Source organism: Nonomuraea sp. NPDC049784, assembly GCF_040659615.1.
Classification (GTDB): Bacteria; Actinomycetota; Actinomycetes; order Streptosporangiales; family Streptosporangiaceae; genus Nonomuraea.
In genome coordinates, this window is the sequence record NZ_JBFAMX010000074.1 from 1 (window position 1) to 18,634 (window position 18,634).

Annotated in this window: 19 protein-coding genes; 7 read left to right on the plus strand and 12 right to left on the minus strand. The window is 70.3% G+C overall.

From position 1 onward, the window contains the following. Positions 1-1,169 (minus strand): HAMP domain-containing sensor histidine kinase (locus tag AB0J09_RS18090; RefSeq protein WP_360691699.1); only part of this gene is annotated, 1,169 nt, incomplete at its 3' end. Positions 1,170-1,218: 49 nt separating this feature from the next. Next, positions 1,219-1,896, minus strand: coding sequence for a response regulator transcription factor (locus AB0J09_RS18095; protein WP_360691702.1), 678 nt, complete (start codon positions 1,894-1,896; stop codon positions 1,219-1,221). A gap of 92 nt (positions 1,897-1,988) precedes the next feature. Here AB0J09_RS18095 and AB0J09_RS18100 point away from each other — a divergent pair, with 92 nt between their 5' ends. Next, the gene (locus tag AB0J09_RS18100) at positions 1,989-2,474 is read left to right on the plus strand and encodes a hypothetical protein (RefSeq protein ID WP_360691705.1); all 486 of its coding nucleotides are present in this window, start codon (positions 1,989-1,991) and stop codon (positions 2,472-2,474) included. Between the two features lie 60 nt (positions 2,475-2,534). Here the strand turns inward: AB0J09_RS18100 and AB0J09_RS18105 are convergent, their stop codons facing one another. Genes AB0J09_RS18105 through AB0J09_RS18130 form a run of 6 tightly spaced genes read right to left on the minus strand, consistent with a single transcriptional unit; the run spans position 2,535 to position 8,671 of the window. After that, positions 2,535-3,293, minus strand: a complete 759-nt coding sequence (locus AB0J09_RS18105; RefSeq protein WP_360691708.1) for an SDR family oxidoreductase — start codon at positions 3,291-3,293, stop codon at positions 2,535-2,537. A 9-nt stretch (positions 3,294-3,302) separates the two neighbouring features. After that, positions 3,303-5,579, minus strand: coding sequence for a tetratricopeptide repeat protein (locus tag AB0J09_RS18110; protein ID WP_360691711.1), 2,277 nt, complete (start codon positions 5,577-5,579; stop codon positions 3,303-3,305). 19 nt (positions 5,580-5,598) lie between these two features. After that, positions 5,599-6,354, minus strand: a complete 756-nt coding sequence (locus AB0J09_RS18115; protein WP_360691714.1) for a hypothetical protein — start codon at positions 6,352-6,354, stop codon at positions 5,599-5,601. Between the two features lie 49 nt (positions 6,355-6,403). After that, complete coding sequence (gene dapF / locus AB0J09_RS18120; protein ID WP_360691717.1) at positions 6,404-7,216, minus strand: diaminopimelate epimerase; 813 nt, start codon at positions 7,214-7,216, stop codon at positions 6,404-6,406. Positions 7,217-7,225: 9 nt separating this feature from the next. Beyond that, positions 7,226-8,131 (minus strand): tRNA (adenosine(37)-N6)-dimethylallyltransferase MiaA, encoded by a 906-nt coding sequence (miaA, locus tag AB0J09_RS18125; protein WP_360691720.1) that lies wholly within the window; start codon positions 8,129-8,131, stop codon positions 7,226-7,228. Between the two features lie 27 nt (positions 8,132-8,158). Further along, positions 8,159-8,671, minus strand: a complete 513-nt coding sequence (locus AB0J09_RS18130; protein ID WP_360691723.1) for a methylated-DNA--[protein]-cysteine S-methyltransferase — start codon at positions 8,669-8,671, stop codon at positions 8,159-8,161. On the opposite strand from AB0J09_RS18130, the gene AB0J09_RS18135 reads away from it, so the two are divergent. Further along, entirely contained in the window at positions 8,670-9,584 is a 915-nt protein-coding gene (locus AB0J09_RS18135; protein ID WP_360691725.1) for a ribonuclease Z, read from the plus strand. The genes AB0J09_RS18130 and AB0J09_RS18135 overlap by 2 nt on opposite strands. On the opposite strand, the gene AB0J09_RS18140 is transcribed toward AB0J09_RS18135, so the two are convergent. The 4 genes from AB0J09_RS18140 to miaB form a co-directional block, all read right to left on the minus strand. Further along, positions 9,560-10,210, minus strand: a complete 651-nt coding sequence (locus tag AB0J09_RS18140; protein ID WP_360691728.1) for a hypothetical protein — start codon at positions 10,208-10,210, stop codon at positions 9,560-9,562. The two genes, AB0J09_RS18135 and AB0J09_RS18140, sit on opposite strands and share 25 nt — an antisense overlap. Before the next feature lie 26 nt (positions 10,211-10,236). Further along, positions 10,237-10,971 carry an isocitrate lyase/phosphoenolpyruvate mutase family protein gene (locus AB0J09_RS18145; RefSeq protein ID WP_360691731.1) on the minus strand — a complete coding sequence of 245 codons (735 nt, stop codon included), beginning with the start codon at positions 10,969-10,971 and terminating at the stop codon, positions 10,237-10,239. A gap of 285 nt (positions 10,972-11,256) precedes the next feature. Continuing rightward, positions 11,257-11,811 (minus strand): hypothetical protein, encoded by a 555-nt coding sequence (locus AB0J09_RS18150; RefSeq protein WP_360691734.1) that lies wholly within the window; start codon positions 11,809-11,811, stop codon positions 11,257-11,259. 851 nt (positions 11,812-12,662) lie between these two features. Next, positions 12,663-14,159 carry a tRNA (N6-isopentenyl adenosine(37)-C2)-methylthiotransferase MiaB gene (gene miaB / locus AB0J09_RS18155; RefSeq protein ID WP_360691737.1) on the minus strand — a complete coding sequence of 499 codons (1,497 nt, stop codon included), beginning with the start codon at positions 14,157-14,159 and terminating at the stop codon, positions 12,663-12,665. 138 nt (positions 14,160-14,297) lie between these two features. Here miaB and AB0J09_RS18160 point away from each other — a divergent pair, with 138 nt between their 5' ends. The 5 genes from AB0J09_RS18160 to AB0J09_RS18180 all read left to right on the plus strand — a co-directional run bounded on the left by AB0J09_RS18160 (position 14,298) and on the right by AB0J09_RS18180 (position 18,633). Further along, the gene (locus AB0J09_RS18160; protein WP_360691740.1) at positions 14,298-15,053 is read left to right on the plus strand and encodes an amino acid ABC transporter ATP-binding protein; all 756 of its coding nucleotides are present in this window, start codon (positions 14,298-14,300) and stop codon (positions 15,051-15,053) included. 18 nt (positions 15,054-15,071) lie between these two features. Next, the gene (locus tag AB0J09_RS18165; protein WP_360691743.1) at positions 15,072-15,926 is read left to right on the plus strand and encodes a glutamate ABC transporter substrate-binding protein; all 855 of its coding nucleotides are present in this window, start codon (positions 15,072-15,074) and stop codon (positions 15,924-15,926) included. Between the two features lie 80 nt (positions 15,927-16,006). Further along, positions 16,007-16,696 carry an amino acid ABC transporter permease gene (locus tag AB0J09_RS18170; RefSeq protein WP_360691746.1) on the plus strand — a complete coding sequence of 230 codons (690 nt, stop codon included), beginning with the start codon at positions 16,007-16,009 and terminating at the stop codon, positions 16,694-16,696. Next, positions 16,693-17,598, plus strand: coding sequence for an amino acid ABC transporter permease (locus AB0J09_RS18175; RefSeq protein WP_360691749.1), 906 nt, complete (start codon positions 16,693-16,695; stop codon positions 17,596-17,598). The genes AB0J09_RS18170 and AB0J09_RS18175 overlap by 4 nt, the downstream gene beginning before the upstream one ends. A gap of 186 nt (positions 17,599-17,784) precedes the next feature. Then, complete coding sequence (locus AB0J09_RS18180; RefSeq protein ID WP_360691781.1) at positions 17,785-18,633, plus strand: glutamate ABC transporter substrate-binding protein; 849 nt, start codon at positions 17,785-17,787, stop codon at positions 18,631-18,633. The last annotated feature ends 1 nt before the right edge of the window (position 18,634 follow it).

Genomic DNA, 18,634 nt, shown 5'->3' on the forward strand with positions numbered 1-18,634 from the left:
TCTGGACGACGAACCGGGCCGGCTGAACAACGTGGACGTCGTCTACGGCCACGCATCCAGGGCGGGGCCCGCTCCAGCAGCGCGGGGTCGAAGCCGGGTCCTGAGTCCTCGACCGCCAGCACGGCCCCCGACGGATGCGGCGCGAGCCGTACCGACATGGGCGCCCCTTCCGGGGTGTGCGCGAAGACGTTGCCAAGCAGGGCGTCCACGCACGCCGCGAGCTCCTCCGCGCCCACCGCGACCGGCAGCGGCGCGACCGGCAACGAGACCGACAGCTCGCGGCACTGGTCCTCCGCCAGCACCGACCAGAACCGCACCCGTTCCCGCACGACCGCGGCCGCGTCGCACGAGTCGCGTCCGGCCGAGCGGCGCCGCGCGTCCGTGATGACGGCGCTCACCGCGCGCTCCAAGGCGTCCACACGGGCCTGTACGCGTGCCGCCTCCTCCGGGTCCCGCAGCGACTCCGCGTCCAGCCTCAGGCCCGTCAGAGGGGTGCGCAGCCGGTGCGACAGGTCGGCCACCGACTCGCGCTCCGCCGCCAGCAGCTCGTCGATCCGCCCGGCCAGATGGTTGAGCGCCAGCGCCACGGAACGCACCTCGGGCGGCCCGCCCGGCTCCGCCCGAGCCGTCAGATCTCCCCCGGCCAGCCGGTGTGAGACACGCGCGAGCCCGTCCACGGGCCTGGTCACGGCCAGCGCCAGCCGGTCCGCCAGGACGATGCCCAGCACCACCAGGGCGAGCCCGAGCAGGAGCAGCGCGAGCCACGCCTCCCGCACACCCCTCATCAGCTCCGCGTCCGGCACGAACACCCTGATCACAGCCGTGCCACCGGGCGACTGCGTGGATACGAGCATCTCCCTGCCGCCGGAGGTCGCGGCGGTGACGCTGCGGCCGGTGGCGGCCAGGCGGACCGCGTCTGTGCGGGGCGCGGACGTCCCCAGTGTGCGCCCGTCCGGCAGGAACACCGTCACCGGGCGCGACACCTGCTCCACGGCCAGCGCCAGGTCGGGCGTGCCCACCGCGAGCGCCACGGACTCGGCGGCCGCGGTCGCCCTGCTCATGGCACCGTTCTCGGCCACGGCCCGGATGAGCAGCGCCATCGGCACCAGCAACGCGATCAGGACCAGGGACGTGGTCGCCGCCACCAGCAACGCCAGCCACCGCCTCACGCCCGCACCCCCACCACGAACCGGCCGGGTGCCCCCGCATGCGCGCGCCTCATGACGGTGCGACCAGCTTGACGCCGACGCCGCGGACGGTGTGCAGGTAGCGAGGCTCCGCGGCCGTCTCACCGAGCTTCCTGCGCAGCCACGACAGGTGCACGTCCACTGTCTTGTCCGCGCCCCCGTACGGCAGCTGCCACACCTCCGTCAGCAGCTCCCGCTTGGTCACCACCTCACCGGGCCGCGCGGCGAGATAGTGCAGCACGTCGAACTCGCGCGGCGTCAGATCCAGCGCGGCCCCGTCGAGCGTCGCCGTGCGCGCCCGCGGGTCCACCCGCAGGGCACCCACGGCCAGCGGCTCGGGGACCGAACCCCCGGCCCGCCGCAACACGGCCCGGACGCGCGCGTCGAGCTGCGCCGCACTGTACGGCTTGACCACATAGTCGTCCGCGCCCGCGTCCAGCACCGGCACCATCTCGGCGTCCCCGTCACGGGCGGTCGCCACGATGACCGGCACCCGGCTGACCGCCCGCAACATCCGCAGCAGCTCCACCCCGTCGAGGTCCGGCAGCCCCAGATCGAGCACGATCAGGTCGGGACGATCCTGTACGGCCAGCCGCAGCCCCTCCAGCGCCGTCGGGGACGAGGACACGGCATGCCCGAGCTCCCTCAGCCCGCGGCTGAGCGCCGTACGGATCGCCACGTCGTCCTCGATGAGCAGGATGTCCGCCATATACAAGAACGTAGACGCTCCATGAGCATGACCTGGCAGCGTTATCGTCGTCTTAACCTGGCCTTAGCCGTACATGGGGGAACGTAAGGGCGATGAAGAGACTCGTGCTGGCCTGGGCCGCCACCGCCGTCGCCGCCACCGCCGCGGCCGTGGGGGTGCTCACCCTCCTCGGCACCGGCCTCACCGGCGACTCCGGCCGCGTGCTCAGCCAGGCGGAGGTCCACGCGGCCCTGAACACCGCCACCCAGTTCGCCACCGACGCCCCTGGCAACGCTGCCGAGCCGACCACCGCCCTTACACCGAGCACCCCGAGCACCGCCGCGCCGTCGCAGACGCCGCAGCCCTCCGGGGCGTCGCAGGGCAAACTGATCCGCAGTCCAGGCGGCACCGTGATCGCCTCCTGCGCGGGCGATCTGGTCACGCTGCGCTCCTGGAGCCCGGCCCAGAACTACTCGGTGGACAAGGTCGAGCCGGGCCCGGCACGCGAGGCCAGGGTGGAGTTCGAGCAGGACGAGGGCGAGGACGTCGAGCTGAAGATCACCTGCTCGTCCGGCCAACCGGTCACGCAACGACACTGACCGTAACGGCCCGTCGTGAGCGTCACGCCTCAGCGCCGGGCGCCGCCTTCGTCAGCTCGGCTAGGTGATCAGTACTCCGCCGTCCACCGGCAGCGTCACCCCGGTGATGTACGAGGCCGCGTCGCTCGCCAGGAAGATCGCCGCGGCCACCAGCTCGGTGGGGTCGCCGGGCCGCTTCATCACCCCTCTGAACTCCACCACCTGCTCCACGTAGCCGGGTTTGTACTGCTCGGTCATCTCCGAGAGGAAGAACCCCGGCTCCAGGCAGTTGACCCTGATGCCGCGGCGCCCGGTCCACTGCTGCGCGAGGTCCCGCGTGAGCCCGATGATCGCCGCCTTGGACGCACTGTAGGCAGCCTGCGGCAGCCCGAGCGTGGTCTCGCCGAGAACGCTGCCGATGTTCACGATCGACGAGCCGGGGCGCATGACCCGCGCGCACGCCTGGGCCATCCAGTACGTGCCGAGCAGGTTGACGTCGATGACCTGCCGGAACTCCTCGGGCGTCTCGCGCAGCGCGGGCACCGCGGTGCCGATGCCGGCGTTGTTGATCAGCACATCGACCGCGCCCATGGCCTCCACGGCGGCGGCCACCAGCGCGTCGCAGTCTTCGGGCCGCGACACGTCCGTCTGCACGGCCAGGCACCGGCGGCCGGTCTCCTCGACCAGCCGCCGCGTCTCCTCGAGCCGGTCGGCGCGCCTGGCTCCGATCACGACGTCGGCACCCGCCTCGGCCAGGCCGCGGGCGAACGCGACGCCCAGCCCTGAGGAGGCGCCGGTGACGATGGCCACCTTGCCGTCGAGGGCGAACCGCTCCAGCACGCCGGACCCCTACAGCCCGTATTCCTTGACGATCCGCTCGTGCCGCTCCACCTCGACGTCGATCTCGCGGGCCAGGTCGAGCCAGGCCAGCGGATGCACCCACCGCTCGGTGGCGTCGTCGAGGAGCGCGTCGACCTCGGCCGCCGACACGTCCGGCGGCACCGCGACCCAGCCGAAGACGCCGGGCAGCGACTCGCCGGTCGACGGGTGGGTGACGGTGTAGTTTTCGTCGCTGTAGACCCACATCGGCCAGCCGCGCTCGGCCATGACCTCGGTGAACTCCGCCCAGTCCTCCTCGCTCGGCGCGGCGCCGTCGAAGAAGTAGCTGGTGTAGCCGCCGGGCCGCAGGATGCGCACCGCGGCGAACGGCGGCACGAAGTTCTGCTGCTCCTGGGGGTCGTCGGGGACCGGCTCCAGCAGCTGCGGGTCGAAGACCACCAGGTCGCCGGCGTTGTAGTCCATGCCGCGCGGCTGCGGCAGAGCCAGCCTGGCGCTGGCGGGGCCGGTGCGGATCGACAGCACCTGGCGCTGGCCGCCGTCCGGCGCGGGGAGGATGAGCCTGATGAGGCCCATCTCATCCTCGATCGGGCCCTCCTTGGACTTGATCGGCATGCCGATCTTGGCCGCGCCCTTGCGTACGGTCTCCCAGTCCTCCGCCGAGGTGGCCACGACGATCATGCGCCAGACGTCCTCGTCGGCGAGCTCGTCGAGCACCTCCAGCAGCACCTGCGCGGCCCTGGCGTTCTCGTCGAGCTGCTGGGCGGCGCCGGACAGCAGGCGGCGGGCTTCGAGCCCGGCCCCGGCGGCGACGGCGTGCTCGCCCGCGTCGAGCGTCTCCGGCCAGCGCTCGCGCGCGCTGTGCAGCCTGGCCAGCGCGAGGTATTGAGCGGCGTGCGGCAGCAGCGCGGCCATCTGCTCGAGCCGCTCGTCCTGGCGGGCCTCGACGAGCAGCGTGGTGAGGTAGGCCACGTCATCGGCGTCGGCGGTGGCGATGTCGCCGGTGTCGACCAGCATCTTCCAGTAGATGTCGGCGCCGGTGGCCGGGAAGCCGAGGAAGCCGAGCGTGGTCGTGTGGCGGCGGGTGGCCTCCAGGTCCTCGCCGGACAGCGGCGCGAGCCAGCCCACCCACTTCTCCGGGTCGGCGTTGAAGCCGTCGGCGGCGTCGAAGAGGCCGACGCGCTCGTCGAGCGGCCCGGGGGCCTCAGGCTCCAAGACGGCGTCGGCGGCGGCGCGCAGCGCGGCCACCCGTTCGGCGACACCCTCGCTCTCGCGCAGCTCGGCGGCACCGGACTCGGCCAGGTCGGCGAGGAGCCTGGCCTGCCACACGCCCTGCCTGTCGACGGCCAGGTCGCCCGCCACCAGCGCGAGCTCGACGCGGGCGCGGTAGCCACCCATCATGCCGAAGTAGTCCATCCACTGGCGCAGCACGCGGCCGAGCTGCCAGGTGTTGGCGATCTGGGCGGAGCCGGCCAGCTTGGCGACCGCCTGCGACCACTCGACGAACACGCGTGGGTGCTCGCCCACCACGTCGAGGTCGGGCAGCGCGTCCACGGCCTCGGCGGTGCGGCCCAGCGTGGCGAGGATCAGGGCCCGCCGCACGCCGTCGCGGTGCTCCTTGGCCACCGGGTCGTCCGGCGGGAACTCGGCCGCGGCCTGCAGCGCGTTGAGCGCGTCCTCGGCTCGGCCCGCGGCGAGCAGCGCACGCGCGCTCTCGGCGCCGAGCTCCCAGCTCGCCTCGCGGCCCGCGACCCGCAGCCGCTCGACGGCGGACTCGGCGTAGCTCACGGCCTCGCCCGGCTGGCCCGCGTCGATGAGCGCGGCGACGTACTGCGTGACGAGGCCCGTGAAGGCGGGCTTCTCCGGGCTCAGGCCCTCGATGTGCGTCCCCAGCGTCTCCAGGCGCTCGCTCGCGTAGCCGGGGCCGTCGGTATTGGCCCACGTGATGGCCAGCGCCTCGACGGCCGCCGGGAAGGCCGGGCACTCGCGGACGTCTTCGCGCTGGGCGAACGTCAGCAGCTGCTGCGCGTCGTCCACCGCGACCGCGCCCTGCGCCCGGTCGCCGATGCGGCCGACCAGATGCCAGTAGCGGGCGTAGAACTCGAGCCAGGGCAGCTCCAGGGCCTCCGCCTGCTGCGCGATCGCCGGGGCCATGACGTCGAGCTGCGGATATCGGCCCTCATAGGCCTGTGCGGGGAGGTCTCCCAGCGCCATGGCGAGGCCAACGTTGCCCGCCTCAGAAAGCTGCTGCTGGGTTTCGCCGACCCAGGCCCAGATGTCCACGTCCATGGGCAGCCAGTCTGCCAGGTCAACGAGCGTGCCCAAAACGCAGAAGCCCGATCAGCTCGTCCGATTCGCTGTCGTCGAGGACCGAAAACACCGGTGCCATCAGCTCGTCGGTCGTCTCCTCCACCGCCGCGCGCCGCGCGACGACGTCCGGGCCGGGCGTGGCGTACGGCTCCGGCCATTGGAAGAACTTTGCGATCATCTCCCCCGCGGCCGATCCGAACGGGGTCGCGTCATGGCTGGTCGCGAGCGTGGCCTCCAGCGGGTGCAGGCCTGCCGCGATCACCGCGTTGGCGTGCAGGCCGCCGCGCAGCTCGCGTACGACGTGCATGAGCTGCGCGGCCCGCGCGGGCGGATCGTCGGCCAGCGGCACGGCCCTCCACCCGGCGAACAGCGGCGCGCCTATGGGCGAGGCCTGCTCGACGACCGGCTGGAGCAGCTCGGCGATCCTGGCGCAGCCGTCGTAGCCGCCCAGCTTGCGCCGGCCCCAGGCCCTGCAGACCTCGGCGTACAGCTCGACGGCCTGCTGGGCGGCGAGTTTGCGCCCGCCGTTCCAGCTCTCCTCGACGTGTCGCGGCGGGAAGAAGACGACGACCGCATTGACGACGTCGGCGTCGCATTCGCCGAGCACGCCGCAGCGGCCTCTGAAGTAGAGCTCACGGGGGCCGACCGCGTACTCCTCGCAGACGGCCTTGGCCTCCCTGGAGATCATGAAGCCGCCGCCGAACTCCCCGATCGGCCCCTTGACCTGTGCCGCCGTGGTGCGCGGGTCTGCCATGGTCCACCCCTCAGTTCGTGGAGTGGACTCAGCATCCCTCAGGAGAACATCATTCTGCAAGCATCAGGTCTCCGCTGGCCACGATGACCGCGGGGCCGGAAAGGTAGCTCGTGTCCTCTTCGAGGACGACGGTCAGCGTGCCGCCCAGCACTTCGATCGTCCAGGTGCCGGTGGTGTCGCCCGACAGGGCCGCGGCGGCGACGGCCGTGGCCACCGCGCCGGTGCCGCATGAGCGGGTCTCGCCGGCGCCGCGCTCGTAGACGCGCATGACGGCGCGACTGGTGCCGACGGGGTTGAACAGCTCGACGTTGACGCCGGTGGGGAAGACGCAGGTGTCGAAACCCGGCTGGTGGGTGAGGTCGAGCTGGACGACGGGGTCGCCGATGGCGCAGGCGAGGTGGGGGTTGCCCATGCTGACGTGCAGCCCCCTGTATTCCTGCGCGCCGACTGTCACCAGGCTCTCGCCGTGCACGACGGGCTTGCCCATGTCGACGGTGATGTCGCCGTTGGGCTCGACGCGGACCTTGCGTACGCCGCCCCTGGTGGCCACCCCGAACTCGCTCGCCTGCTCCAGCCCCGCGTCGATCAGGTAGCGCGCGAACACGCGCACGCCGTTGCCGCACATCTCGGCCACACCGCCGTCGGCGTTGCGATAGTCCATGAACCACTCGGCCACGGCGGCGTGCTCGATCACCTCATGGCTCTCCTTGGTGCGCGTCACCACCAGCACGCCGTCAGCCCCTATGCCGGCTCTCCTGTCACAGATCCTGGTGACGAGCGAGGCTGTCACGCCCGCCTCTCCGCCAGGGTCAGGAAGGATGATGAAATCGTTCTCGGTGCCGTGCCCCTTGAGAAACCGCATCTTAAAAGTTTATGCGAACGGGTTTGCGGAGATTAGCGCCAGGGACTGCTCAAGCAGGTCAGGGGCGTCGTATGGGAGCCAGCGCACCCTGGGGTCGCGCCGGAACCACGACTCCTGGCGGCGGGCGAAGCGCCTGGTCGCCCTGACGGTCTCCTCGATCGCCTGCTCCTCGCTCCACTCCCCCTCCAGGAAGCGGACGACCTGGGCGTATCCAAGGGCGCGGCTCGCCGTGCGGCCCTCGGCCAGGCCCTGCCCCAGCAGGCTCCGCACCTCCTCGACCAGGCCCGCCTGCCACATGCGCCCGACCCTGACCGCGATCCGCTCGTCCAGCTCCGGCCTGGGCACGTCGAGACCGATCTGCACGCTCGGGTAGACGGCGTCGTAGCTGGGCATGGTGGCCGAGAACGGGCGTCCCGTGTGCTCGATCACCTCCAGCGCGCGGACGATGCGGCGGCCGTTGCTCGGCAGGATGGCCGCCGCGGCCGCCGGGTCCTGCTCGCGCAGGCGCTCGTAGAGCGGGGCGGGGCCGCGCTCGGCCAGCTCGCCCTCCAGCCTGGCCCTGATCTCGGGGTCGGTGCCGGGGAACTCCAGCTCGTCGATGGCCGCGCGCACGTACAGGCCGCTGCCGCCGACCAGCACGGGGACCTCGACGGAGTCGATGACCGCCCTGGCCAGCTTCTGGTACTCGGCCACACTGGCCGTGACCGTGACGTCCCAGACGTCCAGCAGGTGGTGCGGGATCCCGCGCTGCTCGTCCGGGGTGAGCTTGGCCGTGCCGATGTCCATCCCCCGGTAGAGCTGCATGGAGTCGGCGTTGACGCATTCGCCGCCCAACCGCAGCGCGATGTCGACGGCGAGATCGGACTTCCCTGCCGCGGTGGGACCTACGACGGCGATGACTGGCTGCTGGCGCACACCGACAAGTCTGCTAGAGGTCCAGGCCTAAAAATCCAGCAGTGTCGGTTGCAGGTACCCCTCGTGGGTCAGCAGCCAGCGCTTGGTCTCCACGCCCTCGCCGCCGCTGAACCCGCCGAGCCCGTTGCCCGCGATCACGCGGTGGCAGGGCACGATGATCGGGATCGGGTTGGAGCCCATGATCGAGCCGATGCCGCGGGCGGGCACGCTGGAGCCGCTGCGCGTGGCCAGCTCCCCGTAGGTGACGGCGGTGCCGTACGGGATCTTGTGCAGGGCCTGCAGCACCCGCAGCCGCGAGCCGGACATCAGCCGCCAGTCCACCGGTGTCTCGAACGTCTTCAGATCGCCGGCGAAATAAGCATTCAGCTCGGCGACCGCGAAGGCCGTACGATCCGAATCATGGACTTCAGCCAGACCGAGGCGGTCGTTCACCTGTGGGCGGGTCCCCCAGCCCGACGCGATGAGACCGACCTCGGTGACGGCCAGCACGAACGGCCCGACCGGCGTCGGCACCTCGGCGAACGCGACTGTGGTCATCATGTCCTCACGTGAGTTGGTGGTGCTGGGCACCTCCAGCGCGGTCCCTACCCGACACCGTAACCACAACGGCTACCTTCTGCGCTGGGACGGACAAGGCTACCTTTTCGACCCCGGCGAGGGCACGCAGCGGCAGATGCTGCACGCCGGCGTGAGCGCGCACGACGTGCACTGGATCTGCCTGACGCACTTCCACGGCGACCACTGCCTGGGCGTGCCCGGGGTCGTGCAGCGCATCGCCCGCGACAAGGTCAGGCACCCGGTGCGCGCGGTCTTCCCGGCCTCCGGCGAGACGTACTGGCGCAGGCTCCGCCACGCCGCCGCGTTCGCCGACACCTCGGTGATCTCCGAGCACGCTCTCTCCGGCGGCCTGGCCACCGTCGGCCCGCTGACCGCGCGCCGCCTGTCCCATCCCATCGAGTCGTACGGTTACCGCGTCCAGGAGCCGGACGGCCGCCGCATGCTGCCCGACAAGCTGGCCGCCTACGGCATCCGCGGCCCCGAGATCGGCGAGCTCCAGCGCACCGGCTCCGTGCGCGGGATCACGCTCGACCGGTGCAGCGTGCCGAAACCTGGGCAGAGCGTGGCGTTCGTCATGGACACCCGGCTCTGCGACACCGTGTTCGAACTGGCCTCGGGGGTGGACCTGCTGGTGATCGAGTCCACGTTCCTGTCGTCGGAGAGCGCGCTGGCCAAGGAGTACGGGCATCTGACGGCGTTCGAGGCGGGGCTGGTGGCGGCCGACGCGGGAGTGCGCAGGCTGGTGCTGACGCACTTCTCCGAGCGGTACGGGTTCGACGCCGAGCCCGCCTTCGTGGCGGAGGTGCGGCGGCACTTCGACGGCGAGGTCGTGCTCGCCCGCGACCTGATGAAGATCCCGGTGCCGCGCCGTCAGGACCACAAGCCGGCGAAGTAGCCCACGCCGTAGGGGGCCGTCTCCATGAGCAGGCGGCCGTTGTACCCGTGGCCGCCCGCCGCACCGGCCAGCACCTGGAGGGCGGCTCGCCCGCTCACCCACAGCCTGTCCGCCTGCGCGGGGTCGAGGGTGGCGAGGGCGCCGGGGTCGGCGTGGGCGATGGCGTTCGCGATCAGGTCGTTGTACGGCTTCGCCGCGTCGTCGTACTTGCCCGGGGCGCGTGGGCTGAGGCAGGCGGAGCCGTCGGCCATGACCAGCAGCGCCACTTTTTCCGCGATTTTTCCTAGTTCTTCGCCCGATATCCGGCATTCAGCGCTTGTCGCGTCGAGGGCGACGGACCGGAAACCGTCGGGGGCCCGACCGCCCAGGAGCCAGCGGCCGACGGTCAAGGAGAGCGGGAGCACGGGCTCGCCGTGGCCCACCGTGACGTCCATCCCCCACGGGTGCAGGGTGCCCGCCGTCTGGCCGCCGTACGTGCTCGTGCTCTCCGACCCGCCCACCACGATCAGCACGTCGGGACGGGCGTCGCGGAGCGCCGCGATGGCGGCGTGGCAGGCGGAGCGGAGGTCGTCCAGCTGGAGCACGATGAGCGGAGTTGGCGGGCAGACGGCCGCGGCGACAAGCACGGGGGCAAGCGTACGCGGCGCCCAGGTCAGTACGGGCTGCGGCCTGCCTTGACCTTCTCGATCAGGCTCTGGGTGTAGACGTGAGCGGCCCGGTGCAGTCCGCCCCCGAAGCTGATCCTGGCCACACCCAGCTCGCCCAGCCTCTCGAATGCCGGAAGCCCGCGCCTGAAGAATATGTTGACGGGCCCGCCCACCTCGCTCACCAGCGCCTTGATCTCGTCCTCGTCCCCCAGCCCGATCGGGTAGACGCAGTCGGCCCCCGCCTCCAAGTACCGCCGCCCGCGCGCCACCGCCTCCTCGCGGGAGGCCCGGCCGCGGAGGTAGACGTCGACTCTCGCGTTGATCACCAGCCCCTGGCCCGCCGCGGCCCGCATCTCCGCCAGGAAGTCCGCCTGCTCGCCGGGGTCGACCAGCGTGCCGGCGGTGGAGTCCTCGATGTTGCAGCCCACGGCTCCGGCGGCGGCCAGGCGTTCAACCAGCTCGGCCGGCTTGAGGCCGTAGCCGCGCTCGATGTCGGCGGTGACCGGTACGTCCACGACCCTGACGATGCGGGCGATCGCCGCCATCATCTCGCCGACCGGCGTTCCCTCGCCGTCCTCGTACCCCAGCACCTGGGACACGGCGGCACTGCCGGTGGCGACGGCCGGGAACCCCGCTTCCCCTACGGCGCGGGCGGAGGCGGCGTCCCACACGTTGGGCAGGATCAGGGGGCTTCCTGGCACATGCAGCGCCCGTAGGACCTCGGCTTTGTCACTCGTCATACGGAGACCCTACGGAGTGCGGTGGCTCCTGCCGTAGGTCCAATACCACCGATAAACGCCAAGCCACTTCCCCGGGCACGGCCCCTCACCTCGTGGGGACCTCGGCCGGGCGCGCGGATGCCGACGACCTGCCAGGAGCCGCGCTCAGCGCGTCCGGAGCACAGGAGGCTCGCCCGTGCTCAGCGCAGCCGGAGGGCCGGAGGCTCGCCCGTGCTCAGCGCGGCCGGAGGGCCGGGCGGCTCGACGGCGCTCAGCTGCGGCCGGAGGGGCGGCGGTCGCTCGCGCTCAGCAGCCGCTCTTCGCGCACTGGCCGCTCAGCTCGCCTGCCGGGCCGTCCGCGGGGTTGTCGCCCTCTGATGGCTGCGGCGCCTTGGTGGGGGACGTCGTCGAGGGCGTTTTGCCGTCGTTGGTCTTGGCCGTGCCGCGGGAGGGGTTCGTGCCCGTGTCGGCGGCCGGGTCGCCGCCCGAGCCCAGGTCTGACGTGGTGTCCCCCGTGGAGCCGTCGTCCGAGGCGTCCGTGGACGGGTTGCCGACAGGGGTGTCGGTGGTGGCGTCACCCGTGGTGGTGTCGTCGCCCCCAAGGTCCTCGTTCCCCCCGGCGCTCTGGGAGGGCGCGGGCCGGCCGGCGCCCGGTTGCGGGGTCTCGCCGGGGCTCCCGGCCAGCTTGTAGCCGACCCCGCCTGCTGCGAGCACGACGACGAGCACTGAAGCGGCAATGACGACGATCTTCTTCGTGTTCTTCCGGGGTTTGCCGGTCGGGGCGGTAGCCCTGGCAGCCAGGCGGGTGTCCCCGGGCCCGGTCAGAATCTCGGGACGATCCGGCTCGATCGGATCTTGCATGGTGGGTGCAGCTCCCTGCGGTCGTATCGGGAAAGCTCGCCGGCTTCCGCGGGTGATGGACCACAATAGCCGCACCCGGTGAATGCTCGCACACCAATCACAAAGGAATCACGACTTGTCCCCCTCTAGATCCATTTACGCAGGTCGTCGCGCCAGCCTCGCACCCGTCGCCGGAGTCGCGGGAGTGCTCGCCATAGCGATCATCGGCATATTCCTGGCATTCACAAACGCTCAGGAGACGGCACCGCAAAGCTCATCGGAATTCGATCGGAAAAGCGATCTTTCCCCAAGGCCGGATTTCTCGTACGTCACAGCGGCTCCCGCTCTGTCCGTCTCGCCGTCCGATGGATCGTTCCAAGACGGCACTTCCGAGCTCCTGCCGCTCGCCTGGATCCAGGCCGTCCCGCCGCCGGGGCCGGCGATCTCCGTCAGCCCGTCCCTCACCTCGGGGCCGCCTCTGGCGCCTGTCACCGGGCCCTTGGTTCTTACGGATCCCTTGGCGTCCACGACGGGACCTCCCGCATCCGGCACCGTGCCATCGCCGCCCGTGGCGACGCGGACACGGCCTCAACGATCGGCGGCTCCGCAGCCACCTCCCCGGTTTAGCCCGGCCGCTCCGTCGGTGCCTCCCCAGGCGCGGTCGGCTTCGGAGCCGGACCGGCCCGCTGATCCGCCTCCATCGATTTCGGGCAGGCCTGTCGCGGATCCCTGCGCCACGTTCCACGACTTCCGCCGCAAACCGTGCTACGCCTACCTGGACCGCCTCACCCGCTGACGCCGCGGGAACCGCACGTCACGCAGGCGTCCAAAGCCCGTTCTCAAGGCCGTGCAGGAGGCCTAGGGGCCGGGCGTCAGTGAGCCGAGCAGGCTCCAGAAGAGGCGGCGGGGGTAGGGGCGGGTCGGCCGATGGTGGGCATGCCCAGCAGGACACCCGAGGACGGCGTGGAGCCGGACTGGCGCGACTCCCAGGCGTCGCCGGCCCTCGTGCGCCGGAGACCCTTGACCGGCCCGTCCGCCACCAGGTGGTGCGGGGCCGCGTACGTCACCTCGACCGTCACCATGTCACCCGGCCGGGGCGTCTCGGCGCCTGTGGTGAAGTGCACCAGGCGGTTGTCGGCCGCCCGGCCGGAGAGGCGTCGGGTGGCGTCGTCCTTACGGCCCTCGCCCTCGGCCACCAGGACCTCGAGCGTGCGCCCCACCTGCTTCTTGTTCTCCTCCCAGGAGATCTCCTCCTGCAGCGCCACCAGCCGCTCGTAGCGCTCCTGCACGACCTCCTTGGGGATCTGGTCGGGCATGGTGGCCGCCGGGGTGCCGGGGCGGATGGAGTACTGGAAGGTGAAGGCGTTGGCGAAGCGGCTCTCGCGGACCACGTCGAGGGTGGCCTGGAAGTCCTCCTCCGTCTCCCCCGGGAAGCCGACGATGATGTCGGTCGAGATGGCCGCGTCCGGCATGGCGGCGCGCACCCGCTCGATGATGCCGAGGTAGCGCTCCGCGCGGTACGAGCGGCGCATCGCGCGCAGCACCCGCGACGAGCCCGACTGCAGCGGCATGTGGAGCTGGTGCATGACGTTGGAGGTCTCGGCCATGGCGGCGATCACGTCGCCCGTGAAGGCGGCGGGGTGGGGCGAGGTGAAGCGGACCCGCTCCAAGCCGTCGATCGAGCCGCACGAGCGCAGCAGCTTGCCGAAGGCCAGGCGGTCGCCGAACTCCACGCCGTACGTGTTGACGTTCTGGCCGAGGAGCGTCACCTCCAGCACACCCTGGTCGACCAGGGTCTGGACCTCGGCGAGGATGTCGCCGGGGCGGCGGTCCTTCTCCTTGCCGCGCAGCGACGGCACGATGCAGAACGTGCACGTGTTGTTGCAGCCGACCGAGATGGACACCCAGGCGGCATAGGCCGACTCACGCTTGGTGGGCAGCGTCGAGGGGAAGACCTCGAGCGACTCCTTCAGCTCGACCTGCGCCTCGCCCTCGATGCGGGCCCGCTCGAGCAGCACCGGCAGCGAGCCGATGTTGTGGGTGCCGAACACCACGTCGACCCACGGCGCCTTGCGGACGATCTCGCCCTGGTCCTTCTGCGCCAGGCAGCCGCCTACCGCGATCTGCATGCGCGGGTTGCGGGTCTTGGCGGGCCTGAGGTGGCCGAGGTTGCCGTAGAGGCGGTTGTCGGCGTTCTCCCGCACGGCGCACGTGTTGAACACGACCACGTCGGCGGTCTCACCGTCGGGGGCGGGCACGTAGCCGGCGTCCTCCAGCAGACCGGACAGGCGCTCGGAGTCGTGCACGTTCATCTGGCACCCGTATGTGCGCACTTCGTATGTGCGGGCGCCGTCCTGGGTCACAGTCATCGCACGTTCAAGGGTAGTCGCTGTGAGGCTTGGCAAGGTCCGTACCGATCCAAAAGGCCAGCTTGGTGGCATGATGTGATCGGATCGGTACCGCTTAGTTAGTGACCAGCACTCTGCAGACCGTCTACGGTTTGACGCATGACGGAGAACGGTAACGGCGCTCCACTCGTACGGTTGGAGAACGTCAACAAACACTTTGGGGCGCTGCACGTCCTGAAGGACATAAACCTGACCGTCTCCCGCGGCGAGGTGCTGGTCGTTATCGGTCCTTCGGGCGGAGGCAAGTCCACGCTCTGCCGGGCCGTCAACCGGCTGGAGACCATCGACGGCGGGAGCATCGTTTTCGATGGCCAGCCGCTGCCACAAGAAGGCAAAGGTCTGGCAAAACTTCGTGCCGATGTCGGCATGGTGTTCCAGTCGTTCAATCTCTTCGCTCACAAGACCATTCGGGAAAATGTGACGCTCGGCCCCGTCAAGGTGCGCGGCCAGGCGCGCGACGCCGCCGACAAGCGGGCCATGGAATTGCTCGAGCGGGTCGGCATCGCGGCGCAGGCGGACAAATATCCCGCGCAGCTGTCGGGCGGTCAGCAGCAGCGGGTCGCCATCGCCAGAGCACTGGCGATGGAACCCAAGATGATCCTCTTCGACGAGCCGACGTCGGCCCTGGACCCCGAGATGGTGCAGGAGGTTCTGGACGTCATGATCGGGCTGGCCCGCGACGGGATGACCATGATGGTCGTCACCCACGAGATGGGCTTCGCCCGGCGGGCCGCCAACAGGGTCGTGTTCATGGCCGACGGCCAGATCGTGGAGGAGAACACCCCGGACGCCTTCTTCGGATCTCCGCAGACCGACAGGGCCAAGGATTTCCTTTCTAAGATTCTGACGCATTGAGAGAGCCGAGGTAGGACGATGCATATCCGTCGCATGGGCGCAGCCCTCGTCGCCGCCGGTGCCATGATCGCCGGCCTCGCCGCCTGCGGCGGCGGCGGAGCGACCACCGTGTTGCAGAAGGTCAAGGACGAGAAGAAGCTCGTCGTCGGCGTGAAGTACGACCAGCCGGGTCTGGGCCTGAAGAAGCCCGACGGCACGGTCGAGGGTTTCGACGTGGACGTCGCGAAATACATCGCCGGCAAGCTGGGCGTGCCCGAGAGCGGCATCGAGTTCAAGGAGGCCCGTTCCGCCAACCGGGAGAGCTTCCTGAAGCAGGGCCAGGTCGACCTGGTGATCGCGACGTACTCGATCACCGACGCGCGTAAGCCGCAGGTGACCTTCGCCGGGCCCTACTACCTGGCGCACCAGGACTCGCTCATCCGGGCCGACGACAGCTCGATCACGAGCCTCGACACCCTCAAGGGCAAGAAGGTCTGCCAGGTCAGCGGCTCCAACTCGTGGAAGAACATCACCGAGGGCACCAACAAGCAGAACCTCAAGGTCGAGGCGACCCTGGTGCCCGCCGGCGGCTACGACGAGTGCATCCAGAAGCTCAAGACCAAGGCTGTCGACGTCGTGACCACCGACGACACGATCCTCGCCGGCTTCGCCAAGCGCGAGGGCACCGGCGTGAAGGTGGCGGGCGCTCCGTTCACGGACGAGAAGTACGGCATCGGCCTGAAGAAGGGCGACGTCGAGACCTGCAACGAGATCAACAAGATCGTGGCCCAGATGTGGTCCGACGGCACCGCGGCCAAGCTGCTGGACAAGCACTTCGCCGGCACGGGCCTGAAGGTCGAGACCTCGGCGCCGCCCGCTGAGGGCTGCTCCTGATCTTTCGTCCGGGCCCGATCGCTCGGTGGCGAGCCTGAGCCGCTCAGGCTCGCCGCTGGGCACTCTCGACGAGGAATGTCATGGACACCTCTTCCCTATTTGACTTCTCCCCGCTGGTTCAGGAATTCGACAAGATCCTCCTGGGCTTCTGGGCGACGATCCGGCTGACGCTCACGAGCGGGCTCTTCGCGCTCATCCTCGGCACCATCCTGGTCTCCATGCGCGTGGCTCCCACCCCGGTGCTGCGCTGGGCCGGCACCGCCTACGTCAACGTCGTCCGCAACACCCCGCTGACCCTGGTGCTGATCCTCTGCGCGCTGGGGCTCAGCGACACGATGCAGCTCACCTTCTCCGACCAGCCCGCCACCAACTACTTCTGGTGGGCGGTGGCCGGTCTGTCGGCGTACACCGCGGCGTTCGTGTGCGAGGCGCTGCGTTCCGGCATCAACACGGTCTCCGTGGGCCAGGCGGAGGCGGCCAGGGCCATCGGGCTGACGTTCGTCCAGTCGCTGCGGCTGATCGTGCTGCCACAGGCGTTCCGGTCGGTCATCGCCCCGCTGGGCAGCCTCCTGATCGCCCTCACCAAGAACACCACGATCGTCACCGTGGCGAGCTACCTCGACGCGGCGGCCCAGATGAAGCAGATGTTCGACGACTTCGGCGGCACGATCCCCATCTTCCTCGGCTTCGCCTTCGGCTACATGGTGCTGACCCTCCCCACCGGCTTCTTCTTCGGCTGGCTGGCCAAGCGACTGGCGGTGGCCCGATGACCAGCGTTCTGTTCGACGCCCCCGGGCCGCGCGCGCGGCTGCGCAACAACGTGCTGACGCTGCTGTCCGTCGTGGTCCTGCTGCTCATCGCGTACGTGGTGATCTCCACGCTGGGCGAGAAGGGGCAGCTCGACGCGGCCAAGTGGGAGCCGTTCCTGCGCGGCGACACGTGGACGGGGTTCATCATCCCCGGCCTGATCGGCACCCTGCAGGCCGCGGTCGTCGGGGCTGTGCTCGCGCTGCTCTTCGGCGTGCTGTTCGGCCTCGGCAGGCTCTCCGACCACCGGGTGGTCCGCCTGTTCTGCGGCGGCGTCGTGGAGTTCTTCCGTGCCATCCCGCTGCTGATCCTCATCTACTTCGTGCAGGCCGGCCCGGCCACATTGAGCGGCTACACGGTCAGCGTGCCGGCGTTCTGGGCCGTCGTCATCGGCCTGACGCTGTACAACGGGTCGGTGCTCGCCGAGATCTTCCGCGCGGGCGTCCTGGCCGTGCCGAGGGGCCAGTCCGAGGCCGCCTACTCCATCGGGCTGCGCAAGTCCGAGGTGATGCGCCTGGTGCTGGTCCCGCAGGCGACCACGGCGATGATGCCGGCGATCGTCAGCCAGATGGTCGTCCTGCTGAAGGACACCGCGCTCGGCTGGATCATCGCTTACGAGGACCTGCTGAACGCCGGCCTGAAGCAGTTCGCGGTCAACTACGGCAACCTCATCCCGAGCGCCATCGTGCTGGCGCTGTTCTACGTGTTGATCAACCTGGCTCTCAGCTACCTCGCGAACTGGCTCGAGCGCCGCAGCCGCCGCAGCCGCAAGTCGGCAGCGGGACCGATCACGCCGCCCTCGGCGATCGGCACGGGTCCCGCCGGCGGTGGTCCTGGACGGGAGGCCGTCGCCACGATGGAGTGACGGCCCTTCACCCGCGGAACGAACGGCGGCGGCGCGCGGACACGCGTGCCGCCGCCGTTCCGCGTTCCCCCAATGGCAGCAAGCCCCAAGAAGGTGCCATAACTCGACTAAGAACCGTCCATGGACCGTTCCCGAACAGGTCGCGCGACGAGCAAACTCGCCTATAGCAAGAGACCGGGGGTGTCCATGCGTCGGGCGTACGTGGCGTTGGCAGGCGCCATCGTCATGGGCCTGGCCGCATGCGGTGGCGGAGGCTCGTATACCACCGTCGTAGGCAAGATCAGGAACACCGGACAAGTCGTGGTCGGCACCAAGTGGGACCAGCCGAGCCTGGGGCTGGTGACCGGACCGGGCGCCCCGCACGGGTTCGACGTGGACGTCGCCCGATACATCGTCGACTATCTCGGGCACGGCCGCCACGTGGACATCACGTGGCGGGAGTCGCCCTCGTCCTCCCGGGAGGCGCTGCTCCAGAACGGCAGCGTGGACCTCATCGTCGCCTCCTACACCATCACCGAGGCGCGCAGGCCCATGGTGACGTTCGGCGGCCCGTACGTGATCGTCCAGCAGGACACGATGGTCCGCGCGAACGACACCAGCATCAAGAAGGTGACCGACCTGCGGGGCAAGCGGCTCTGCCTGGCGGAGGGCTCGAACTCGTACCGGCGAATCGTCGATCCGCCGCCCGACGGCAAGCTGAACCTGCCCGCGGTGCTGGTGGGCGCGGCCAACTACTCCGACTGCGTACGCAAGCTCGCCGAGCACGAGCTCGACGCGGTGAGCACCGAGAACCTGCTTCTGGCCGGGTTCGCCCAGGCGGATCCCGGCCGCTTCAGGCTGCTGAACGACCCCATCACCGAGGAGAAATGGGGCGTCGGGATCAAGAAGGGCGACACCGCCACCTGCGAGGCCGTCAACCAGGCGATCGCCGCCATGTGGCACGACGGCACGGCCACGCGGCTGCTGCACAAGTGGTTCGGCAAGACGGGGCTCAAGCTGCCGTCGTATCTGCCGAAGCCGGAAGGGTGTCCCTGAA

Coding starts and splice junctions, on each gene's coding strand:
- dapF (WP_360691717.1), bottom strand. CDS start 7,216: ATGCGGTTTCTCAAGGGGCACGGCACCGAGAACGATTTCATCATCCTT.
- AB0J09_RS18115 (WP_360691714.1), bottom strand. CDS start 6,354: ATGGCAGACCCGCGCACCACGGCGGCACAGGTCAAGGGGCCGATCGGG.
- AB0J09_RS18100 (WP_360691705.1), top strand. CDS start 1,989: ATGAAGAGACTCGTGCTGGCCTGGGCCGCCACCGCCGTCGCCGCCACC.
- AB0J09_RS18150 (WP_360691734.1), bottom strand. CDS start 11,811: ATGCAAGATCCGATCGAGCCGGATCGTCCCGAGATTCTGACCGGGCCC.
- AB0J09_RS18165 (WP_360691743.1), top strand. CDS start 15,072: ATGCATATCCGTCGCATGGGCGCAGCCCTCGTCGCCGCCGGTGCCATG.
- AB0J09_RS18110 (WP_360691711.1), bottom strand. CDS start 5,579: ATGGACGTGGACATCTGGGCCTGGGTCGGCGAAACCCAGCAGCAGCTT.
- AB0J09_RS18130 (WP_360691723.1), bottom strand. CDS start 8,671: ATGATGACCACAGTCGCGTTCGCCGAGGTGCCGACGCCGGTCGGGCCG.
- AB0J09_RS18095 (WP_360691702.1), bottom strand. CDS start 1,896: ATGGCGGACATCCTGCTCATCGAGGACGACGTGGCGATCCGTACGGCG.
- AB0J09_RS18160 (WP_360691740.1), top strand. CDS start 14,298: ATGACGGAGAACGGTAACGGCGCTCCACTCGTACGGTTGGAGAACGTC.
- AB0J09_RS18145 (WP_360691731.1), bottom strand. CDS start 10,971: ATGACGAGTGACAAAGCCGAGGTCCTACGGGCGCTGCATGTGCCAGGA.
- AB0J09_RS18175 (WP_360691749.1), top strand. CDS start 16,693: ATGACCAGCGTTCTGTTCGACGCCCCCGGGCCGCGCGCGCGGCTGCGC.
- AB0J09_RS18135 (WP_360691725.1), top strand. CDS start 8,670: ATGTCCTCACGTGAGTTGGTGGTGCTGGGCACCTCCAGCGCGGTCCCT.
- AB0J09_RS18170 (WP_360691746.1), top strand. CDS start 16,007: ATGGACACCTCTTCCCTATTTGACTTCTCCCCGCTGGTTCAGGAATTC.
- AB0J09_RS18180 (WP_360691781.1), top strand. CDS start 17,785: ATGCGTCGGGCGTACGTGGCGTTGGCAGGCGCCATCGTCATGGGCCTG.
- miaB (WP_360691737.1), bottom strand. CDS start 14,159: ATGACTGTGACCCAGGACGGCGCCCGCACATACGAAGTGCGCACATAC.